Source organism: Novosphingobium colocasiae (genome assembly GCF_014652555.1).
Classification (GTDB): domain Bacteria; phylum Pseudomonadota; class Alphaproteobacteria; order Sphingomonadales; family Sphingomonadaceae; genus Novosphingobium; species Novosphingobium colocasiae.
In genome coordinates, this window is sequence record NZ_BMZA01000001.1 from 446328 (window position 1) to 463007 (window position 16680).

The window sequence follows — 16680 nt, forward strand, 5'->3', positions numbered from 1 at the left end:
CAGTTTTGTGACAAACCCGCCCGCGCCGACGATTTCACGAGTTCGTCATCGATCTGTCACCCACCGGTCATAGTCTGCGGGCAATAGCCCTCTCGACCATCGGATTTCAGGGCAGCGTGACGGGGCAATGCGGCGAATAGACATCCTGTTGACGAGCGATCTGGTCGGCGGGATGGCACCGTTCCGTCACGACGATCTCGAAGTCGCGCTGCACCGCTGGTCCGACCCTTCCGACCTGCCGCTGATCGAAGGTGCCTTGTGGATGTTCGTCGACTGGGTGCTGCCGCAGATGTCCGGCCTTGAACTGTGCCGCCGCCTGCGCGCCGACAGCCAGACTGCCCACGCCCATCTGACCGTGGTGCTGGAAGAGGATAACCAGGAAGACCGCAAGCGCGCGCTGCGCATGGGCGCGGACGATTACATCGTCGGCCCGCTCAGCCGCACCGCGCTGCTCGACCGGGTGCTGGGCGCTAATCTGGGCGAACAGGAGATCGTCGGCATCCGGCTGATCGAACTGGGCGGCCTGACGGTGGATGTCGCCGCCTATCAGGCCCGGTTCGAGAGCAAGGCGATCCCGCTGATGCCGAACGAATTCCGCCTGCTGCGCTACTTTGTAGAGCACCCCGGCCGGGTCTTCACCCGCACCCAGCTCATCGCCGCGCTCGGCAAGCAGGAACCGGCGATAGACGAACGCACGGTGGATGTCTGGATCGGCCGCCTGCGCCGCGCGCTCAAGGCTGCGGGAGCGGGCAACCCGCTGCGCACGGTGCGGTCGCTGGGGTATGTGTTCGACACGGTGTGAGGTCTGGAGATATCGGTATCTTGTGAATATCGCGGGCGACCTGCATAAGGTTGCCATGAAACGCTGGCCAACCCGGAAGCAATGGATTTTCGGCATCTGGCTATGTGTGATGTTCTTTGCTGTAGCCGGTTACTCCATTCGTTCGCTCGCTCAGGCATTTGTCGTCGTAGCGGTTGTCGCGGCTTTTGCTCTGATCGAGCTTAAGACGGATCGACCGCGCCGATCATTTTATCGGCTGGCGGCTGCGTCTGGCGTGCTTTTATTCCTGTTTCTGAGTTTCTCCGGCCAGAACACGCAGGCACTGGCGGTCTTGTCGTGGTTGGGGATCGCTGTCCTTGGATCTATTGTGACGGTCCATTACGAGCGGACCGACACAGGAGATGCGACCGAACCACATTGAGGTCCGTGCCCACCCCGCTGCGACTAAGGCCGGAGGCCTAAGTCTCGCTCTCCTCCCGTAAACGGGCGGGGATGCGCGGGCTTGCCCTCCCGTTCATGGGAGGGCCGGAAGGCTTGGCGATCTATCGCCTAGCCGGACGGGGTGGGCGATGAAGCCTCAGCTCCCCAGCCACCCCGCCGTCTGGGCCAGCAGCCACAGGCCGATGCCGAGGAACAGCAGCGCCGCCACGGTGCGCACCACGTTCAGCGGCACGCGCCGGACCAGTTCGTTGCCGAGGAATACCGCCGGCACATTGGCGATCATCATCCCCAGCGTGGTGCCCGCCATCACCGGCAGCACACTGTGGAAGCGGGCACCCAGGGCGATGGTGGCGATCTGGGTCTTGTCGCCCATTTCGACCAGGAAGAAGGCGATGGTGGTGGCGAGGAAGGGGCCGAAGCGGCTCGGTTTGGCTTCTTCATCCTCGTCGAACTTGTCGGGGATCAGCGTCCAGCCCGCCATCGCGATGAAGCTGATCGCCACGGCATAGCGGAACCACTGCCCATCAAGGAAGCTGGACGCCTGTTCGCCCACCAGCGCGGCGAGGAAATGGTTGGCGAGGGTGGCGACGAGGATGCCGCCGACGATCGGCCACGGCTTCCTGAAGCGCGTGGCGAGAACGATGGCGAGCAACTGGGTCTTGTCGCCGATTTCGGCGAGGGCGACCACGGCGGTGGAGGTCAGCAGGGCTTCCAAGGCGATACTCCGGGCCGGGCGCAAGACTTGAACACGACGACGCAAGCGCGATGCGCCCGGCCGGCGATCGTCGCAAGCGTCATCGGTCTTGCCCGAAGCCGGCAGATAAACTGCCGGCGTCCTCCCGTGCGCCACGGCCTCTCGGCCAAGTATGTTGACGACGGGTCCCGGCCGCGAACGGCACGGGTGGCTACTCCCCGGATGACCGGATGCGGTTAGCTTGCAGCGTGGGGCCGCACAAGAAAAAAGACCCGGCCGCATGGTGGCGGCCGGGTCCGGGAGGCAACAACGGGAGTGTCAGGGAACTCCCGGCGCAGTATCGGGCAGGGTCAGAAATCCACCGAGGCGGACAGTGCGAAGGCGCGGCCGACGCGGTAGGTATTGGTCTGAATGCGGCCGTTCGGCAGGTCCTGATATTCGAAGTGCTTGCGGTTGGTCAGGTTGCGGGCCTCGAACTTGAGTTCGACCGGGAGGCCGGCCAGCTTGAGGCCTTGCCGCGCCACGAAATCGATCGTGAAGCCGGGGTTTTCGATGACGTCGCCCTGCGTGCCCTGGCCGTTGTCGTAGACGCCGCGGCTGATCGAGCGCTTGCTGGCGAAGTTGATGAGGAAGGTCTGTTGCGACAGGCTGTCGGTATCTTCCAGCCCGATCTGGGCATTGGCGATATGTTCGGACTGTCCGGTCAGCGGCGCACCGTTACGGAAGTAGATCGAGGCAGCATAGGCGACGTTCGGATCGCTGGCGATCTTGACCGTATCGCCGTCCGAAACCTTGAGCTTGGACTTGGACCAGGTGTAGTTGGCCGAGACCAGGAACTGGCGGGTTCCGAAGGCATCGAAATATTTCTGCAGCTCCAGCTCCGCGCCGTACAGCGTCGCTTCCGGGGCGTTGGCGTAGTTGATGACGAAATCGGTATCCATGTAGGTTTCGATCGGGTTCTTGAGCTTCTTCCAGAAGCCGCCGACCGAAATCTTGTTCTTGGCCGACATGTACCATTCGAACCGCGCTTCGGCGTTCGTGATCTTGCTGTCCTTGAGGTAGGGGTTGCCGCGATAGGTGCGGTTGCTGTCCGGATCGAAGAACAACTGGTACTGCAATTCGCGGAACTGCGGCCGGGCCAGCGTCTGCGAGGCGCTGGCGCGCAACTGCATGCTGGGCTCCAGCTCCCAGGTCACCGTGGCTGACGGCAGGACATAGGCCTTGTCGATCTCGGTCGGGGTGGGGTTGCTGCTGAAGCCGGGGACGGGGACGACCGAGGTCTGCATCTTGCCGCTTTCCCAGCGTACGCCAAGATCAAGCTTGAGCGCATCGGTCAGGTCGGAATCGATCTTGCCGTAGACGCCGTGGTTGAGGAAGCTGGCGTTGAAGATCGCGCCGGCACCGTCTTCCTCGGCGAACGAGACCGCATAGTCGATGCCGCTGCCCGATGCCGGCAGATCGACCAGCACGTTGTGCGACAGCAGCAGGTCAGGCCGCCACAGCCCGAAGGCGTTGACGAACGTGGAGCTGCCCGAGGCACGGTAGCGGAAGAAGCGGCGGGCGCTGGTCCGCTTGGAGTGCTGGAAGGCATAGCCGAAGGTGAAGCTGGTCGAATTGCTGAAGCGGTGCGACACGTCGAACCCGGCCGACCACAGGTCTTCGTTGAGGTCCGAGAAGGCGATGGTGGCATCGCCGCCGTTGCCGCCGTTCAGCGCGTTGATGAAATAACCGCCGAGCGGGCCGGTGTTCGATTTGACCGATTCGATGTCGATCTCGAACGGGGCTTCGCGCTGCGAATTGGCGTAGCCTGCGCGCAGATCGAGGGTGGTATCGTCCAGCGGCTTGAGTTCGGCGACAAGCTGCGTGTCGATCAACTGGCGTTCGTACCACGCGGTGCTCTGATCGAGGTACTGCGCGACATTGTTGTTGTTCTTGTAGCCGAGGCCGAGCTTGGTGTGCTTGACCGTGTCGCGGATGTAGACGTTGGTCCAGCGGATGGTGTTGTCACCGAATTCGTAGCCCAGGCCCAGCAGGCCGTTGACGACGATCTGGTTGTCTGTGTTGACCGAGCGGAAATCGCTGTCCAACTGGTTCGCATCGAGACCGCCGGTGCGCTGGTTGATGACATCGCGGCTGGTCCACTTGTTCGAATATCCGGCCGAAAACAGGATGCCCAGCCGATCCGAACCGACATCGATGGCGGTGCCGCCGTCGATGCTGCCAGAGAAGTTGGCGGGCAGGTGCTTCCAGCGTTGCACCAGCGCGTTGTTGCCGGTGATGAGCGCGCCGCCGGCGGCCAGCGCCGCATCGCTGCTGCCCGATGTGGTGGCACCGGAGGCGATGAAATCGGTCAGCGCCTTGGGCATGTCGCGGGTGCCGTCATCGAACCCGGTCCAGTCGCTGCCGGCACCGTAATAGGTATAGCCCAGCTTGTTGGTGGTTTCGGTGTTGCCCGAAACCCCGCCGCCGATCGACAGGTAGCTTTCCTTGGGCACGGCCTTGGTGGTCAGGTTGATGACGCCGCCGCCGAATTCGCCGGGGAAGTTGGCCGAATAGCTTTTCTGCACCAGCGACGAGGCGATGATGCTGGTCGGGAACAGGTCCAGCGGGACCACGCGCTTGAGCGGTTCGGGGCTGGGCAGCGGGGAACCGTTCAGCAGTGCCAGCGAATAGCGATCGCCAAGCCCGCGCACGTAGACATAGCCGTTGCCGACCACCGAGAGGCCGGTGACGCGGCCGAGCGCGCCGGCGATGTCGCCTTCACCGGTGCGGGCGATTTCTTCCGTGCCCAGCACGGTGACCACCTGCGGCGAGACGCGCTGAATGTTTGCGTTGCGGCGTCCGGTGACGATGATCGCACCGCCGGGGATCGAGACCTCGGGGGCCTGCTCCTCGGGAGCGGCCTGTTCGGGTTCCACCGGCGTTTCTACCGCAGGATCGGGCTGGGTCGATACGGGCTGGGCGTCCTGCGCGTCCTGTGCGTGGGCCAGGGCCGGCACGGCGACAAGGGCGGTCGAAAGCAGCAGCAGGGATGCGAACCGCGGCGTGGTCATCTTGGGTGTCCCCCCTTAGGGATTTCTTGAATGCGAAGAAGGGGGCAGCCGCGTGCGGCCGCCCCCGGTATTCGTCGGGCGACCGATCAGGTGGTGGGCAGGGCGGTGCAGGCGCTGCCGCTGCCGAAGTTGGCGGTGGCGGTGTCGCAGGTCCAGCCCTTGAACCACGTGTCCGTCGCGCTCGACATCGGGCCGATGTAGGTCGCGGTGTCGAACAGCGAGGAGATGCTCTTGACGTCGTAGGCGGTGCCGGTGGGCGTCGCGAAGAAGCCCGAGAGCGTGGCCGTGAAGGCATCGTTGTTGTTGTCGGCACCCGAACCGAAGCTGGTCTGCGCGGTCGAGCCGCCGGCGAACGTGCCGGTGTTGAGGTACTTGGTCGCATTGCACTGGAGCAGCGTCGAATAGGCCTTGAGCGTGGCGTAATCGGTGGCACCCGCACCGGAGACTTCGCCGTTCATGCGCAGGCACTCGTTGTTCGGCGAAACGATGATGCCGTTGGCCCAGGTTACGTCGGCGTTGCCGCGGATCAGCACCGAAGCCTGGTCGTTGGCTTCGTTGTTGGCGGTGCTGACGTTGGGCTGATAGCCGAAGAAGTTGACGATGGCGGTCTTCTGGCGCGGCGAGACGATGTTCTTGTCGCTGTCGATTTCCATCAGCGCATCGCCCGCCCCGTCACGCTGCAGCAGCAGGACGTACTGGAAGAAGCCCTGCAGGCCGGTATCGACGTCGAGGCTGTCATCGTCGGCGTTGACCGAGATGTAGTGCTTGAAATTGACCTTGCCGCCGAAGAACTCGGCACCGTCGTCCGAGCTGTTGACGCTCTGGAAGTAGTCGAACTTGGTCTGGTCGCCCACTGCTTCGGCGGTCAGCGACTGGAGTTCCTTGCCGTTGCCCAGGACGAAGCCCGAATAACGGATCTGGACGTACTTGATCGAACCGGCGTTGTAGGTGTTGTCGTTGCCGCCGAACGCTGCCGGATCGGCCGAACCTTCGGTGTCGCGCACGCACGAGTTGGCGGTGCTGCCGCTGGCGATCGAGCCCGAGTTGCAATCGGTGGTGATCCCGCGGCCCATCAGCACGACGCCGCCCCACTGGCCCTGCGAGCTTTCAGTGTTGAGGCCGACGACGTTCTGGCGGCTGGTGAAGATGATCGGCTTGGCAGCGGTGCCTTCGGCCATCAGCTTGTTGCCGCGGTTGACCGCCAGCCAGGCGACGGCGGCGGTGTTGTCGCCATAGACGATCACGCCCGGATCGATGTTCAGCGTCACGTTGGTGTCAGCCGTCAGCGAGCGGCCGGCGCACGCGGCGGTGGTGGTGGTGTAACCGGCCGCGGTCGGGGCCGAGAAGCCGCCGTCGCAGCCGACATCGACGCGGCCGTTCAGGCGATAGAGCACTCCGGGGATCTTGGGCAGCGAGGAGGACTTGTCGACCAGCGCGGGCAGGGTGCAGACGCGCCAGGTGCCTTCGGGGCCGGAGATGATGCCGTCGTTGGTGAGGCCGCCGGTCGCGGCGAAAGTCGGGCACGAATCGGCTGCGGTCACGGTGCCGCCGCCGGTCGGGGTCGGCGTGGGTGTCGGCGTGGGGTTCTCGATGATGATGTCGCCGCCGCTGCCGGACGAAGCAACGTCACCGGCACCGCAGCCGGTAAGGGCGAGGGCGCTGCAGCCGATCAACAGCATGCCATGGATGTTCTTCACGTGATGTCCCCCTGGGATAAGGTCGAACGAAGCGGCGATTCCGCGATCGTTGCCGCGCCGTTTAGGTTCGGGGGGTGACAGTTTGTTGGCGATACGATGACAGTTTTATGCGGTTACATGACCGTGATATGACGATCAGGCGATCATCACTGAGGGTGGTGAGGCGACTCGCCGGTTTGCGTGGCGTTCACAGCTCCATTGCAGTTTTATGACAGTCTCGTCATTTTCTTGCCGGTCCGATCGATCGGGCACAGTCTGCAACTATTGAAACACATAAATGGGAGAGTTGCCGATGTCCCCCCTTTCTCTTGCCGTCGCTGCGCTCTTCGCTCAGGCGGCCATCGCCGTCCCCGCTGACGCGCGCCCCGCCGGCGCTGATACCGCGTCGGCCTACACGGACGTTGCCTATACCGATCTCGCCGCCGGCCGCGCGCAGACCGCGCTTGCCAAGCTGGAAAGCGGCGGCGCGGCCCGGTCGGACGATCCGGCCACGCTGATCAATCTGGGTTCGGCCTACGCCGCCGTTGGCCAGAACGGCCGGGCCATGACCGCCTACCAGGCCGCGATCAACTCCTCGCAGCGTTACGATCTGCAGATGGCGGACGGATCCTGGGTGGATTCGCGTGAAGCGGCACGGATGGCGATCCGCCGCCTGCTGGCGACCACGGCGCAGGCTTCGCGTTGACCGAGCGATTGCCGGAAAACGGCGGCAACCGCCCTTTGAGGTCGCAACGGTTGACGATATAAGGCCGGGTCTGGTCGGGCCCGGCCAAAGCCGCGCAAGATAGCGCGGTGCCGGCACGGATAGGGTGGGGTTGGCAGCAAAGGCGCGATCTCGTCACATTCGTGTCATGTGAATGGAACACTTGGGCCCCATACGGAGGGCATGGTGATTCGACATTCACGTAAGTTCCACGGCGTTTCACGTGGATTTTCAAAGCTCCTGGCCGCATTGGCCGCATCGTTCGCGCCGGTTGCGGCGCAAGCGCAGGCCGTAGCCAGCGATCCGCAAGGATCGGGCCCGATCGTGGCTGCGCTGGGGTGGCTGCAAGGCACGCTGCTCGGCAACGTCGCCACGGCGGTGGCGGTCATGGCGGTGGCAGCGGTCGGCTTCATGATGCTGACCGGGCGGATGAACTGGCGCTTCGGCGCGACCGTCATCATCGGCGTGTTCATCCTGTTCGGGGCCGGCGCGATCGTTACCGGCATCCAGTCGACGGTCGGCTAATGGCGCTGGTTCGCCACCCAGTCCACCGCGCGCTGACGCGCCCGCAGATGTTCGCGGGCGTGACTTACAGCTTCTTCATCATCAACGCCGCGCTGACGACCGAGATTTTCCTTATCACCAAGAGCTTCTGGGCACTCCCGGTAGCGCTGGCGATCCACGGGACGGGCTATCTCGCCTGCCTGCGCGAACCGCGCGTGTTCGATCTGTGGATCACCAAGGTCAGCAAGTGCCCGCGCGTGCGCAACTGGTCGCGCTGGAACTGCAACAGCTACGCGCCGTGACGGCGAAGGCACGCCGGCAGGGATGACCGGCCGGACAAGGCGCCGCCCGGCGCGCGAAGGGGAATGACGATGGCGGATACGTCGGGAGCGAAGGCAGGCAGGACGCTGGCAGGCGGCAAGGCCGTGCGCGGGCTGGGTGCGCTCGCCGGGTGGGGCCGCAAGGAAGCCATGGTCGGCGATCGCTTGCCCTACCGTGCGCTGGTGGACGATAACGTCGTGCTGCTGCGCGATGGCTCGGTGATGCTGGCGCTGATGGTGCCGGGGCTGGCTTTCGAGACCGCCGATACGGATGAGCTGAACGCCCACGTCGCCACCCGTGAAGTACTGCTGCGCTCCAGCCTCGATGCCCGCTTCGTGCTCTATCACCACGTCATCCGCCGCCGGGTGGAGATCGAGCTGGACGGCCAGTTCGACGATCCGCTGGCCGCGCATATCGATGCCCGCTGGCGGGCGCGGACCGGTTCGGGCGCGCTGTTCGTGAATGACCAGTTCATCACGCTGGTGCGCCGCCCGGCGCGCGGCAAGGCGGGTTGGGCCGACAAGCTCAACCGCATGCTGAAAAACAAAGGCGGCGAAGTGGTCGAGGCCGATCCCGCCGACGTGCGCGCGTTGCGCGCCGCCGCCGGGGCGATGGTCGCCTCGCTTGGGTCCTACGGGGCGCGGATGCTGGGTGACTATGAAGGGCAGGCCGGGCGCTGCTCGGAAGTGCTCGAACTGCTTTCCGCGCTCTATAATGGCGAGATGCGCCCGGTTCGCCGCCCGGTGGACGATACCGATATCGGCCACATGCTGCCCTATCGCCGGGTCAGCTTCGGCATGGATGCGCTGGAACTGCGCGGGGCGCAGGGCACCGCCTTCGCGTCGATCGTCAGCCTGAAAGACTATCCCGATTCGACCGCGCCGGGGCTGACCGATCCGCTGCTGCGCCTGCCGGCGGAAATGGTGCTGACCGAAACCTATGCCCCGTGTGACCGGCAGATCGCCCGCGAGCGGATCGACCTTGCCATCCGCCGGCTCAAGTCCGCTGACGAGGAAGCCATGGCCGAGCGCGGCGAAATGGCGGCTGCCCGCGATTCGCTGGGCACCGGGGCGGTCGGCTTCGGCGATCATCACCTGGCGGTGCTGGTGCGCGCCGAAACACTGGCCGGGTTGGATGATGTGACCGCCGCCTGCGCCGCCGCGCTGGCCGATGCCGGCGCGGTCGCGGTGCGCGAGGATGTGAATCTGGAACCGGCGTTCTGGGGCCAGTTCCCCGGCAACGAACACATGCTGGTGCGCCGCGCGCTGATTTCCAGCGCCAACATGGCCTGCTTTGGCTCCCTCCACGGCTTCCAGATGGGGCAGCCCAGCGGCAACCACTGGGGCGATGCGGTGACTATGCTGTCCACCACCAGCGCGACGCCGTTCTTCTTCAACTTCCACCAGGGCGATCTTGGTAATTTCACCGTCATCGGTCCGTCGGGTTCCGGCAAGACAGTGGTCATGAACTTCCTGGCCGCCCAGGCCCAGAAGTTCAGCCCGCGCACCGTGCTGTTCGACAAGGATCGCGGGGCAGAGGTGTTCCTGCGCGGGATCGGCGGCACGTACAGCCGCATCGCCGCCGGCCATCCGACCGGCTTCAACCCGCTGTCGTTGCCCGACAATGCGGTCAACCGGGCGTTCCTGCGCGATTGGCTGGGCGTGCTGCTGGAGGCGAAAGGGCCGGAGGAGCTGGCCATTCTGGCCGGCGCGGTCGATGCCGCTTATGCCAATGATCCGGCGCTGCGCCGCCTGTCGCACTTCCGCGAACTGCTGGCCGGGTCGGCCCGCCCGCAACCCGGTGACCTTGCCAGCCGCCTTGATGCGTGGATCGCGCATGGCCCGAACGGCAGCGGCGAACATGGCTGGCTGTTCGACAACCGCGAAGACCGGCTGGACCTGTCGTCCCGCGTGCTCGGCTTTGACATGACCGCGCTGCTCGAAAGCCCGCGCCTGCGCACGCCGGTGATGATGTATCTGTTCCACCGCATCGAAGAGCGGCTGGACGGCGAGCCGACGATGATCCTGATCGACGAGGGCTGGAAGGCGCTGGATGACGAGGTTTTCGCTGCGCGCATCCGCGACTGGCTGAAAACGCTGCGCAAGCGCAACGCGCTGGTCGGCTTTGCCACCCAGTCTGCGCGCGACGCGCTGGACAGCCGTATCGCCACCGTGCTGGTGGAACAGACCGCGACGATGATCTTCATGCCCAATTCGCGCGCGCGAGCCGAGGATTACTGCGACGGCTTTGGCCTCACCGGCCACGAACTCGACGTGATCCGCACGCTGCCGGCGCAGAGCCGCTGCTTCCTGATCCGCCAGTCGGATGCTTCGGTCGTCGTGCGGCTCGACCTGTCGGGCATGCCCGAAGTGCTGACGGTGCTGTCCGGTCGTGAAAGCACGGTGCGCAAGCTGGATCGCATCCGCGAGCAGGTGGGCGATGCGCCCTCGGCATGGTTCCCGGAACTGACCGGCATGTCCTGGCCCGGCGATGCCGAGGACGGCGGCCTGTGGATCGAAGCGGCGGAATAGGGGGGCAGGGACGATGAGCGGCTGTCAGCAACTCATGGATTACGCTTCGGCTGGGGTGGCCCCGGCGCTGCACGCGGTCGATTGCGCCGCCGGGCAGGCCACCGCTTCGGCATTCAACCGGCTGTTCGGGGCCGAAGGGGCGATGGCCCCGGTGCTGACGATCGTCCTGACGCTCTATATCGCCTTCTTCGCCTTTTCGCTGCTGACCGGCCGCTCCACGCTCGGCATCTCGGCATTGACGCCGCGCATGTTGACGCTGGGGCTGGTGCTGACCTTCGCCACCAGTTGGATCGCTTACCAGAGCGTGGTGTGGAACCTTGCGGTCGGCGGGCCGGACTGGATCGCCTCGCTGCTGATGGGCGAAAAGGGTTCGGCCACGCAGATATTCGGCGACCGGATAGACCTGATCTTCACCGCACTCGGCCAGGTCGCCGAAGATGCCGATCAGGCCGCCCCCGCTGCGGCGCAGACCGGGGCCGGCGCCACGGCTGCGGCAGCCGCCGGGCAGGGCGGACTGTTCTCGCCCACCAGCGTGATGTGGATGGGCGGGCTGATCCTGCTGCTGGGCACCGTAGGCGTGCTGCTGACCGCGCGGATCGCGCTGGCGGTGCTGCTGGCGCTCGGGCCGCTGTTCGTCATCATGGCGATGTTCGGCGGCACCCGCGGGCTGACCGCCGGCTGGGTCAAAGGGGTCGCGCTGACCGCGCTGACGCCGCTGTTCGTGGTGCTGGGCGGCGGCATCTCGCTGGAACTGCTGGCCCCGGTGGTTTCGGCTTTGGTCAAGGGCGCGCAGATGGGCGAGGTTGATGCCCGGGCGGCGATGGCGTTGTTCGTGATGGCCTGCGTCCACCTGGCGCTGATGGTGATGGTGTTCAAGGTGGCGGGCACGATGGTGGCCGGATGGCGCGTGTTCGGCCTTGCCGACGGGCGCAAGTCCGGCTCCGGCGATTTCGCCCCGGCCGCCCCGGCGCCGACCGCTTACGGCACCGCGCCGGTCGCCGCGATGACCGCGCAGAGCCGCACCGCGCAGGTCGCGCGCAGCGCGGCGGTGGCGGGTGCGGTCACCGCCCCGGATGGGCACGGCGGGACCGGCGCATCAAGTACGGGTGCATCGGACCGGCGAACCGTGATAACACACGTCACGGGTGGGGGAATCAACGCCTCCGCCCCCTCGGACGCGCGCCGTGCGCACGGGATCGGCAGCCGCTTTCGCGGGGCCTCGAACGATACGATGAACGGTTCCGGCCGCGCGCCGGCGAAGGAGTTGAAATGATCAACCGCAGTTGCGGTCTTGCTGCCCTGCTGATGTGCCTGGCTTTTCCCGCTTTTGCGGAGGCGGATGACCGCCTGGTCGATCACGCTTATGATCCCAAGGAAGTGGTGCGGATCGACGGCAAGGCCGGGGTGCAGGCCACCATCGCCTTCGGCCAGAACGAGGCGATCGAGAATGTGGCCGTGGGCGATAGCCAGAAGTGGCAGATCACCCCGAACAAGCGGGCCGATCTGCTGTTCGTCAAGCCGTTGGACAGTATCGCGCGCACCAACATGACGGTGGTGACGAACAAGCGCACCTATTTCTTCGATCTTGTCGCCTCGGCCAAGGCCAAGCCGCTCTACATGCTGCGGTTCACCTACAAGGACGATCCCAAGGCAGCACCCGCAACGGCCCCCGCTTCTGCCGGGCTCGCCACGCTTGATCCGGGTGAACGGGCGGTGGTCGAAGGCGATGTGGCCGGTGCGCCCGCCGATACCTCTACCCTGAACTTCGCCTGGCGCCGTTCGGGCGATACCAAATTGCAGCCCTCGCGGATCTATGACGATGGCCTGTCCACCTTCCTGATCTGGCCGGAGCGCACGGCGGTGCCGGCGATCCTCATGCTCAACGCCAAGGGCGAGGAGGGCCCGGTCAACTATGCCGTTCGCGGCAACACCATCGTCATCGACGATGTGCCCGACCAGCTCGTGCTGCGTTCGGGCCGGTCTATCGCGCGGCTGGTGAACGATCGCCGCGCGCCGACCGGACCGGGAGCGCTGCCCGCTGCTGCGCTGGCGACGAAGCGGCCGATGCCGTCCTCCGCCGTTGCCCCGGCCCCTGTTTCGCCCATGGAGAACTGAGCCCATGTCGCCCAATTCCCGACTTCGTGAACGCCTCGATCTTGCCGCCAACACCGACCCGCGCGAGACTGAAGGGGCGCAGGTCATCGATCTGGCGACCCGCAACGTCATGCCCACCGTTACCCAGCGCAAGCGTTCGGACGGGCTGGGGCTGGCTGCCGGGGCGCTGATCGTCGCGGCGCTGGGCGGGCTGACCCTGTGGTCGCTGAGCGGATCGCGGCAGACGACGGCGCAGACCGAGGAAGCATCCGTGGCCGCGCCAGCGCCGGCCGATGCGGCGGTGCCGCTCCCGGCACCGGGCCTTGCGCCGCTGCCCGCGCCCGCCGCCTCGCCCGGACTGGCACCGCTGCCGGCCCCGGCCCCCGCGCCGGTCCTCGCCGCGCCTCCTGGCTTGGCCGCCAACAACCTTCCGGCCAACAATCCTTATTCCAGCCCGACCGTGGTGTTCGATGCCGGCAATACGGCGGGCGGCATCGCCCCTGCTGCCGGGCCCGGAACCGACGGCAAAGGCGGCAGCGCCAACGATGATTTCGCCGCGCGCATCGGCGGCGTCGGCAAGACGGCGGCGGCGGCGCAGAGCTTCGATCCGGCCACCACGGTCACCCAGGGCACGCTGATCCCGGCGGTGCTGGAAACGGCGATCGATACTGACGTACCCGGCTATGTCCGCGCCATCGTGTCGACAGACGTGCGCAGCTTCGATGGCAGGCACGTGCTGGTCCCGCGTTCGTCGCGCCTGATCGGCCAGTACAAGAGCGGGCTGACGGCGGGCCAGAAGCGTGCCTATGTGATCTGGAGCCGGCTGATCCGGCCAGACGGCGTTTCGGTCGATCTGGGATCGCCGGCGATTTCTTTCGGTGGCGAGACCGGGCTCCAGGGCAAGGTCAACTCGCACTTCTTCGAACGCTTCGGCTCGGCGATGCTGCTGTCGGTGGTGGGCGGCCTGTCCACGCTGGGATCGGGCGGCGCGGGGCTGATCGTATCGGGCGGCGGCCAGTCGGCAGCGGCGGCGGCGGTCCAGAACAGCGGCGGCGTCGGCCCGACGATCCGCGTGCGCCAGGGCGAACCGATCCGGGTGTTCACCGCTAAGGACCTCGATTTCTCGAAAGTGCAGTGAACCATGAGCGCGGACGTCCTGAACCTGCAGCACGGCCGCGCGCCTGCCATGGCTGAACCGGTCGAACCGGCACCGCCGATCGCCCGCAGCGTCTATCTCGACGCTTATCTGGCCCCGCTGCGCTCTTGGCTGGACCGCGAGACGGTGACCGAAATCCTCGTCAACCGTCCCGGCGAAGTCTGGGTAGAGGATGCGGCTCATCCCGGCGGCGGGATGCAGCGCTTTGCCGTCCCCGAAGTGGACAAGCGGCTGCTGCAGCGGCTGGCCGAACAGGTCGCGCGGATCAGCCACCAGGGCATCAACCGCGAACATCCGCTGCTGGCTGCAACCTTGCCCGGAACCATCGGTGCGGATGGCCGGCAGGGCAGCGCCGCGCGTATCCAGCTTGTCGGTCCGCCCGCCACCCGGTCCGACTGGGCGATGGCGATCCGCCGCCACCGGCTGCTCGAACTGCCGCTCGATGCCTACGATCGCGGCCCGATCGCGCTGCCGGCCGAGGAGCCGACGCCCGATCCGCTGGCCGAACCGATCGCGTTCCTGCGCGATGCGATCCGGCGGCGGCGCACGATCCTGATCTCGGGCGGGACGTCGACCGGCAAGACCACCTTCCTTAACGCCATGCTTTCGGAAATCCCGGCGTATGAGCGGGTTGTGCTGGTGGAAGATACCGCCGAACTGCATCTGCCGGGAGCCAACGGCGTCGGCCTCATCGCGGTGAAGGGCGAACTGGGCGAGGCCAAGGTTTCGGCCAACGATCTGCTGCAGGCGGCGCTGCGGCTGCGCCCCGATCGCATCGTGCTGGGCGAACTGCGCGGCGGCGAGACGGTGTCGTTCCTGCGGGCGATCAACACCGGACACCCCGGATCGTTCTCCACCGTCCACGCCAACACTCCGCGCGGCGCGCTGGAACAGATCGCGCTGATGAGCATGCAGACCGGCATCGGCCTGACCCGCGCCGAAACGCTGGAATACGCGGCATCGGTGATCGACATCGTCGTCCAGCTCGACCGCCGCGACGGCAAGCGCGGCATTGCCATGATCGCGGAGAGCCGCTCGCTGGTGGGATAGCGACCTTGAGCCAAGCGCCTGAGTTCTGAATTATTCTCCGTTCGTGTCGAGCGAAGTCGAGACATGCTGGCGCTGTGCTTTCCGTGTCTCGACTTCGCTCGACACGAACGGAACTTGTGACGCTGATCAAATGCACGATGCTATGGCGGTCCGTTTCCGTCTCCGTTATTTCCCGCGCTTTTCCAGCACCTTGTCCTTGAAGCGGCACAAGTCCACCACCGGGCAGCGCCAGCATTCCGGCGTGCGGGCCTTGCAGATGTAGCGGCCGTGCAGGATCAGCCAGTGGTGCGCGCCGACGCGGAACGGGGCGGGGACTTTCTTTTCCAACTGCTTCTCGACCGCCAGCGGGGTCTTGCCTTTGGCAAGTCCGGTGCGGTTGCCGACGCGGAAGATGTGCGTATCGACCGCGAAGGTCTCTGCCCCGAAGGCGCAGTTCATCACGACATTGGCGGTCTTGCGGCCAACGCCGGGCAGTTCGACCAGCGCATCGCGATCGGCCGGAACCTCGCCGCCGTATTGCGCGACGAGGATTTCGGACAGGGCGATGACGTTCCTGGCCTTGGCGTTGAACAGGCCGATCGTCTTGATGTGCTGCTTGAGCCCATCCTCGCCCAGCGCCACCATCTGCGCCGGGGTCTTAACCGAGTGGAACAGCGCCCGCGTCGCCTTGTTGACGCCGACATCTGTGGCCTGCGCCGACAGCACCACGGCGACCAGCAACTGGTAGGTATTGCCGAACTCCAGCTCCGTCTCGGGCGCTGGGTTGAGCTCGGCGAGGCGGCGGAAGAACTCGAAGATATCGGCTTTCGTCAAAGGCCGAGCACTTCGGGCATGGTGTAGCGGCCCGGCTCCTTGCCCAGCAGCCACTGCGCTGCCTTCACCGCGCCGCGTGAGAAGATGCCGCGGTTTTCGGCGAGGTGCGACAGCGAAATCCGCTCGTTATCGGCAAGGAACAGCACCGAATGATCGCCGGCCACGCTGCCGCCGCGCAGGGAGGCAAAGCCGATGGTCCCGGCCTCGCGCGCGCCGGTGATGCCATCGCGCCCGCGCACCGCGCTGTCGGCCAGCCTGACCTGACGCCCACTGGCAGCAGCCTCGCCCAGCAGCAACGCGGTGCCGCTGGGGGCGTCCACCTTCATGCGGTGGTGGGTTTCGACGATCTCGATGTCCCAGTCGTCGCCCAGCCGGCTCGCCGCTTCGCGCACGAGATGGGCGAGCAGGGTGACGCCGAGCGAGGTGTTGCCAGTCTGCAAAACCGGGATGCGTTCGGCCGCGCTGTCGATCAGCCAGTGGTGGCGCTCTTCCAGCCCGGTGGTGCCGACAACGATCGGCTTGCCGGCGGCGATGGCGGCGTCGAGGTTGGCTTCGAGCGCGCCGGGGCTGGAAAAGTCGATCAGGATATCCGCCGCCTCGGCCAGCGGCGTGGCATCGCCGTCGCGGTCGATCCCGCCGGCCGGGGTCTCGCCCGCCGCCACGATGGCCTCCGCGATGGCACGGCCCATGCGCCCCTCGCTGCCGATGATGCCGATGCGTGCCATATGCCTGTCCGTTCCAGAGCTGTTCCGATGCGTCCATCGCTTTAGCGGGGAGCGGGGGCGAGGCAAGGGGAGCAAGGAAGCGGGCATCAAAAGAAAGGACGGGACCCTTGCGGACCC

Annotated in this window: 15 protein-coding genes; 10 read left to right on the top strand and 5 right to left on the bottom strand. The window is 66.2% G+C overall.

The window, feature by feature from the left end; all coding sequences use genetic code 11:
- Window positions 1-127 precede the first annotated feature (127 nt).
- On the top strand, window positions 128-802 hold the full coding sequence (locus IE122_RS02220) for a response regulator transcription factor (RefSeq protein ID WP_189619441.1): 675 nt from the start codon (window positions 128-130) through the stop codon (window positions 800-802).
- A gap of 55 nt (window positions 803-857) precedes the next feature.
- The gene (locus IE122_RS02225) at window positions 858-1202 is read left to right on the top strand and encodes a hypothetical protein (RefSeq protein ID WP_189619442.1); all 345 of its coding nucleotides are present in this window, start codon (window positions 858-860) and stop codon (window positions 1200-1202) included.
- A 156-nt stretch (window positions 1203-1358) separates the two neighbouring features.
- On the opposite strand, the gene IE122_RS02230 is transcribed toward IE122_RS02225, so the two are convergent.
- From IE122_RS02230 to IE122_RS02240, 3 genes are all read right to left on the bottom strand, one after another.
- Window positions 1359-1937 (bottom strand): TMEM165/GDT1 family protein, encoded by a 579-nt coding sequence (locus IE122_RS02230; RefSeq protein WP_189619443.1) that lies wholly within the window; start codon window positions 1935-1937, stop codon window positions 1359-1361.
- Window positions 1938-2266: 329 nt separating this feature from the next.
- Window positions 2267-4969 (bottom strand): TonB-dependent receptor domain-containing protein, encoded by a 2703-nt coding sequence (locus IE122_RS02235; protein WP_189619444.1) that lies wholly within the window; start codon window positions 4967-4969, stop codon window positions 2267-2269.
- Window positions 4970-5055: 86 nt separating this feature from the next.
- Window positions 5056-6666, bottom strand: a complete 1611-nt coding sequence (locus IE122_RS02240; RefSeq protein WP_229813652.1) for a beta-helix domain-containing protein — start codon at window positions 6664-6666, stop codon at window positions 5056-5058.
- 292 nt (window positions 6667-6958) lie between these two features.
- Here IE122_RS02240 and IE122_RS02245 point away from each other — a divergent pair, with 292 nt between their 5' ends.
- The 8 genes from IE122_RS02245 to virB11 all read left to right on the top strand — a co-directional run bounded on the left by IE122_RS02245 (window position 6959) and on the right by virB11 (window position 15025).
- Window positions 6959-7351, top strand: coding sequence for a hypothetical protein (locus tag IE122_RS02245; RefSeq protein ID WP_189619445.1), 393 nt, complete (start codon window positions 6959-6961; stop codon window positions 7349-7351).
- Window positions 7352-7552: 201 nt separating this feature from the next.
- Window positions 7553-7894, top strand: coding sequence for a TrbC/VirB2 family protein (locus tag IE122_RS02250; protein WP_189619446.1), 342 nt, complete (start codon window positions 7553-7555; stop codon window positions 7892-7894).
- The gene (locus IE122_RS02255; RefSeq protein ID WP_189619447.1) at window positions 7894-8175 is read left to right on the top strand and encodes a VirB3 family type IV secretion system protein; all 282 of its coding nucleotides are present in this window, start codon (window positions 7894-7896) and stop codon (window positions 8173-8175) included. Before IE122_RS02250 ends, IE122_RS02255 begins: the two co-directional genes overlap by 1 nt.
- Window positions 8176-8343: 168 nt before the next feature.
- Window positions 8344-10725: a VirB4 family type IV secretion/conjugal transfer ATPase gene (locus IE122_RS02260; protein ID WP_229813709.1), complete on the top strand. Its 2382-nt coding sequence runs from the start codon at window positions 8344-8346 to the stop codon at window positions 10723-10725.
- Between the two features lie 13 nt (window positions 10726-10738).
- A complete protein-coding gene (locus IE122_RS02265) occupies window positions 10739-11998 on the top strand; it encodes a TrbL/VirB6 family protein (RefSeq protein ID WP_189619449.1) in 1260 nt (419 codons plus the stop codon).
- Window positions 11995-12840, top strand: a complete 846-nt coding sequence (locus IE122_RS02270; protein WP_189619450.1) for a TrbG/VirB9 family P-type conjugative transfer protein — start codon at window positions 11995-11997, stop codon at window positions 12838-12840. The genes IE122_RS02265 and IE122_RS02270 overlap by 4 nt, the downstream gene beginning before the upstream one ends.
- 4 nt (window positions 12841-12844) lie before the next feature.
- Window positions 12845-13957 carry a TrbI/VirB10 family protein gene (locus tag IE122_RS02275; RefSeq protein WP_189619451.1) on the top strand — a complete coding sequence of 371 codons (1113 nt, stop codon included), beginning with the start codon at window positions 12845-12847 and terminating at the stop codon, window positions 13955-13957.
- A 3-nt stretch (window positions 13958-13960) separates the two neighbouring features.
- Window positions 13961-15025 (top strand): P-type DNA transfer ATPase VirB11, encoded by a 1065-nt coding sequence (virB11, locus tag IE122_RS02280; RefSeq protein ID WP_189619452.1) that lies wholly within the window; start codon window positions 13961-13963, stop codon window positions 15023-15025.
- Window positions 15026-15190: 165 nt separating this feature from the next.
- Here virB11 and nth read toward each other — a convergent pair whose 3' ends face one another.
- Window positions 15191-15838, bottom strand: coding sequence for an endonuclease III (gene nth, locus IE122_RS02285; RefSeq protein WP_189619453.1), 648 nt, complete (start codon window positions 15836-15838; stop codon window positions 15191-15193).
- Window positions 15835-16563, bottom strand: coding sequence for a 4-hydroxy-tetrahydrodipicolinate reductase (gene dapB, locus IE122_RS02290; protein WP_189619454.1), 729 nt, complete (start codon window positions 16561-16563; stop codon window positions 15835-15837). Before dapB ends, nth begins: the two co-directional genes overlap by 4 nt.
- Between the last annotated feature and the right edge of the window lie 117 nt (window positions 16564-16680).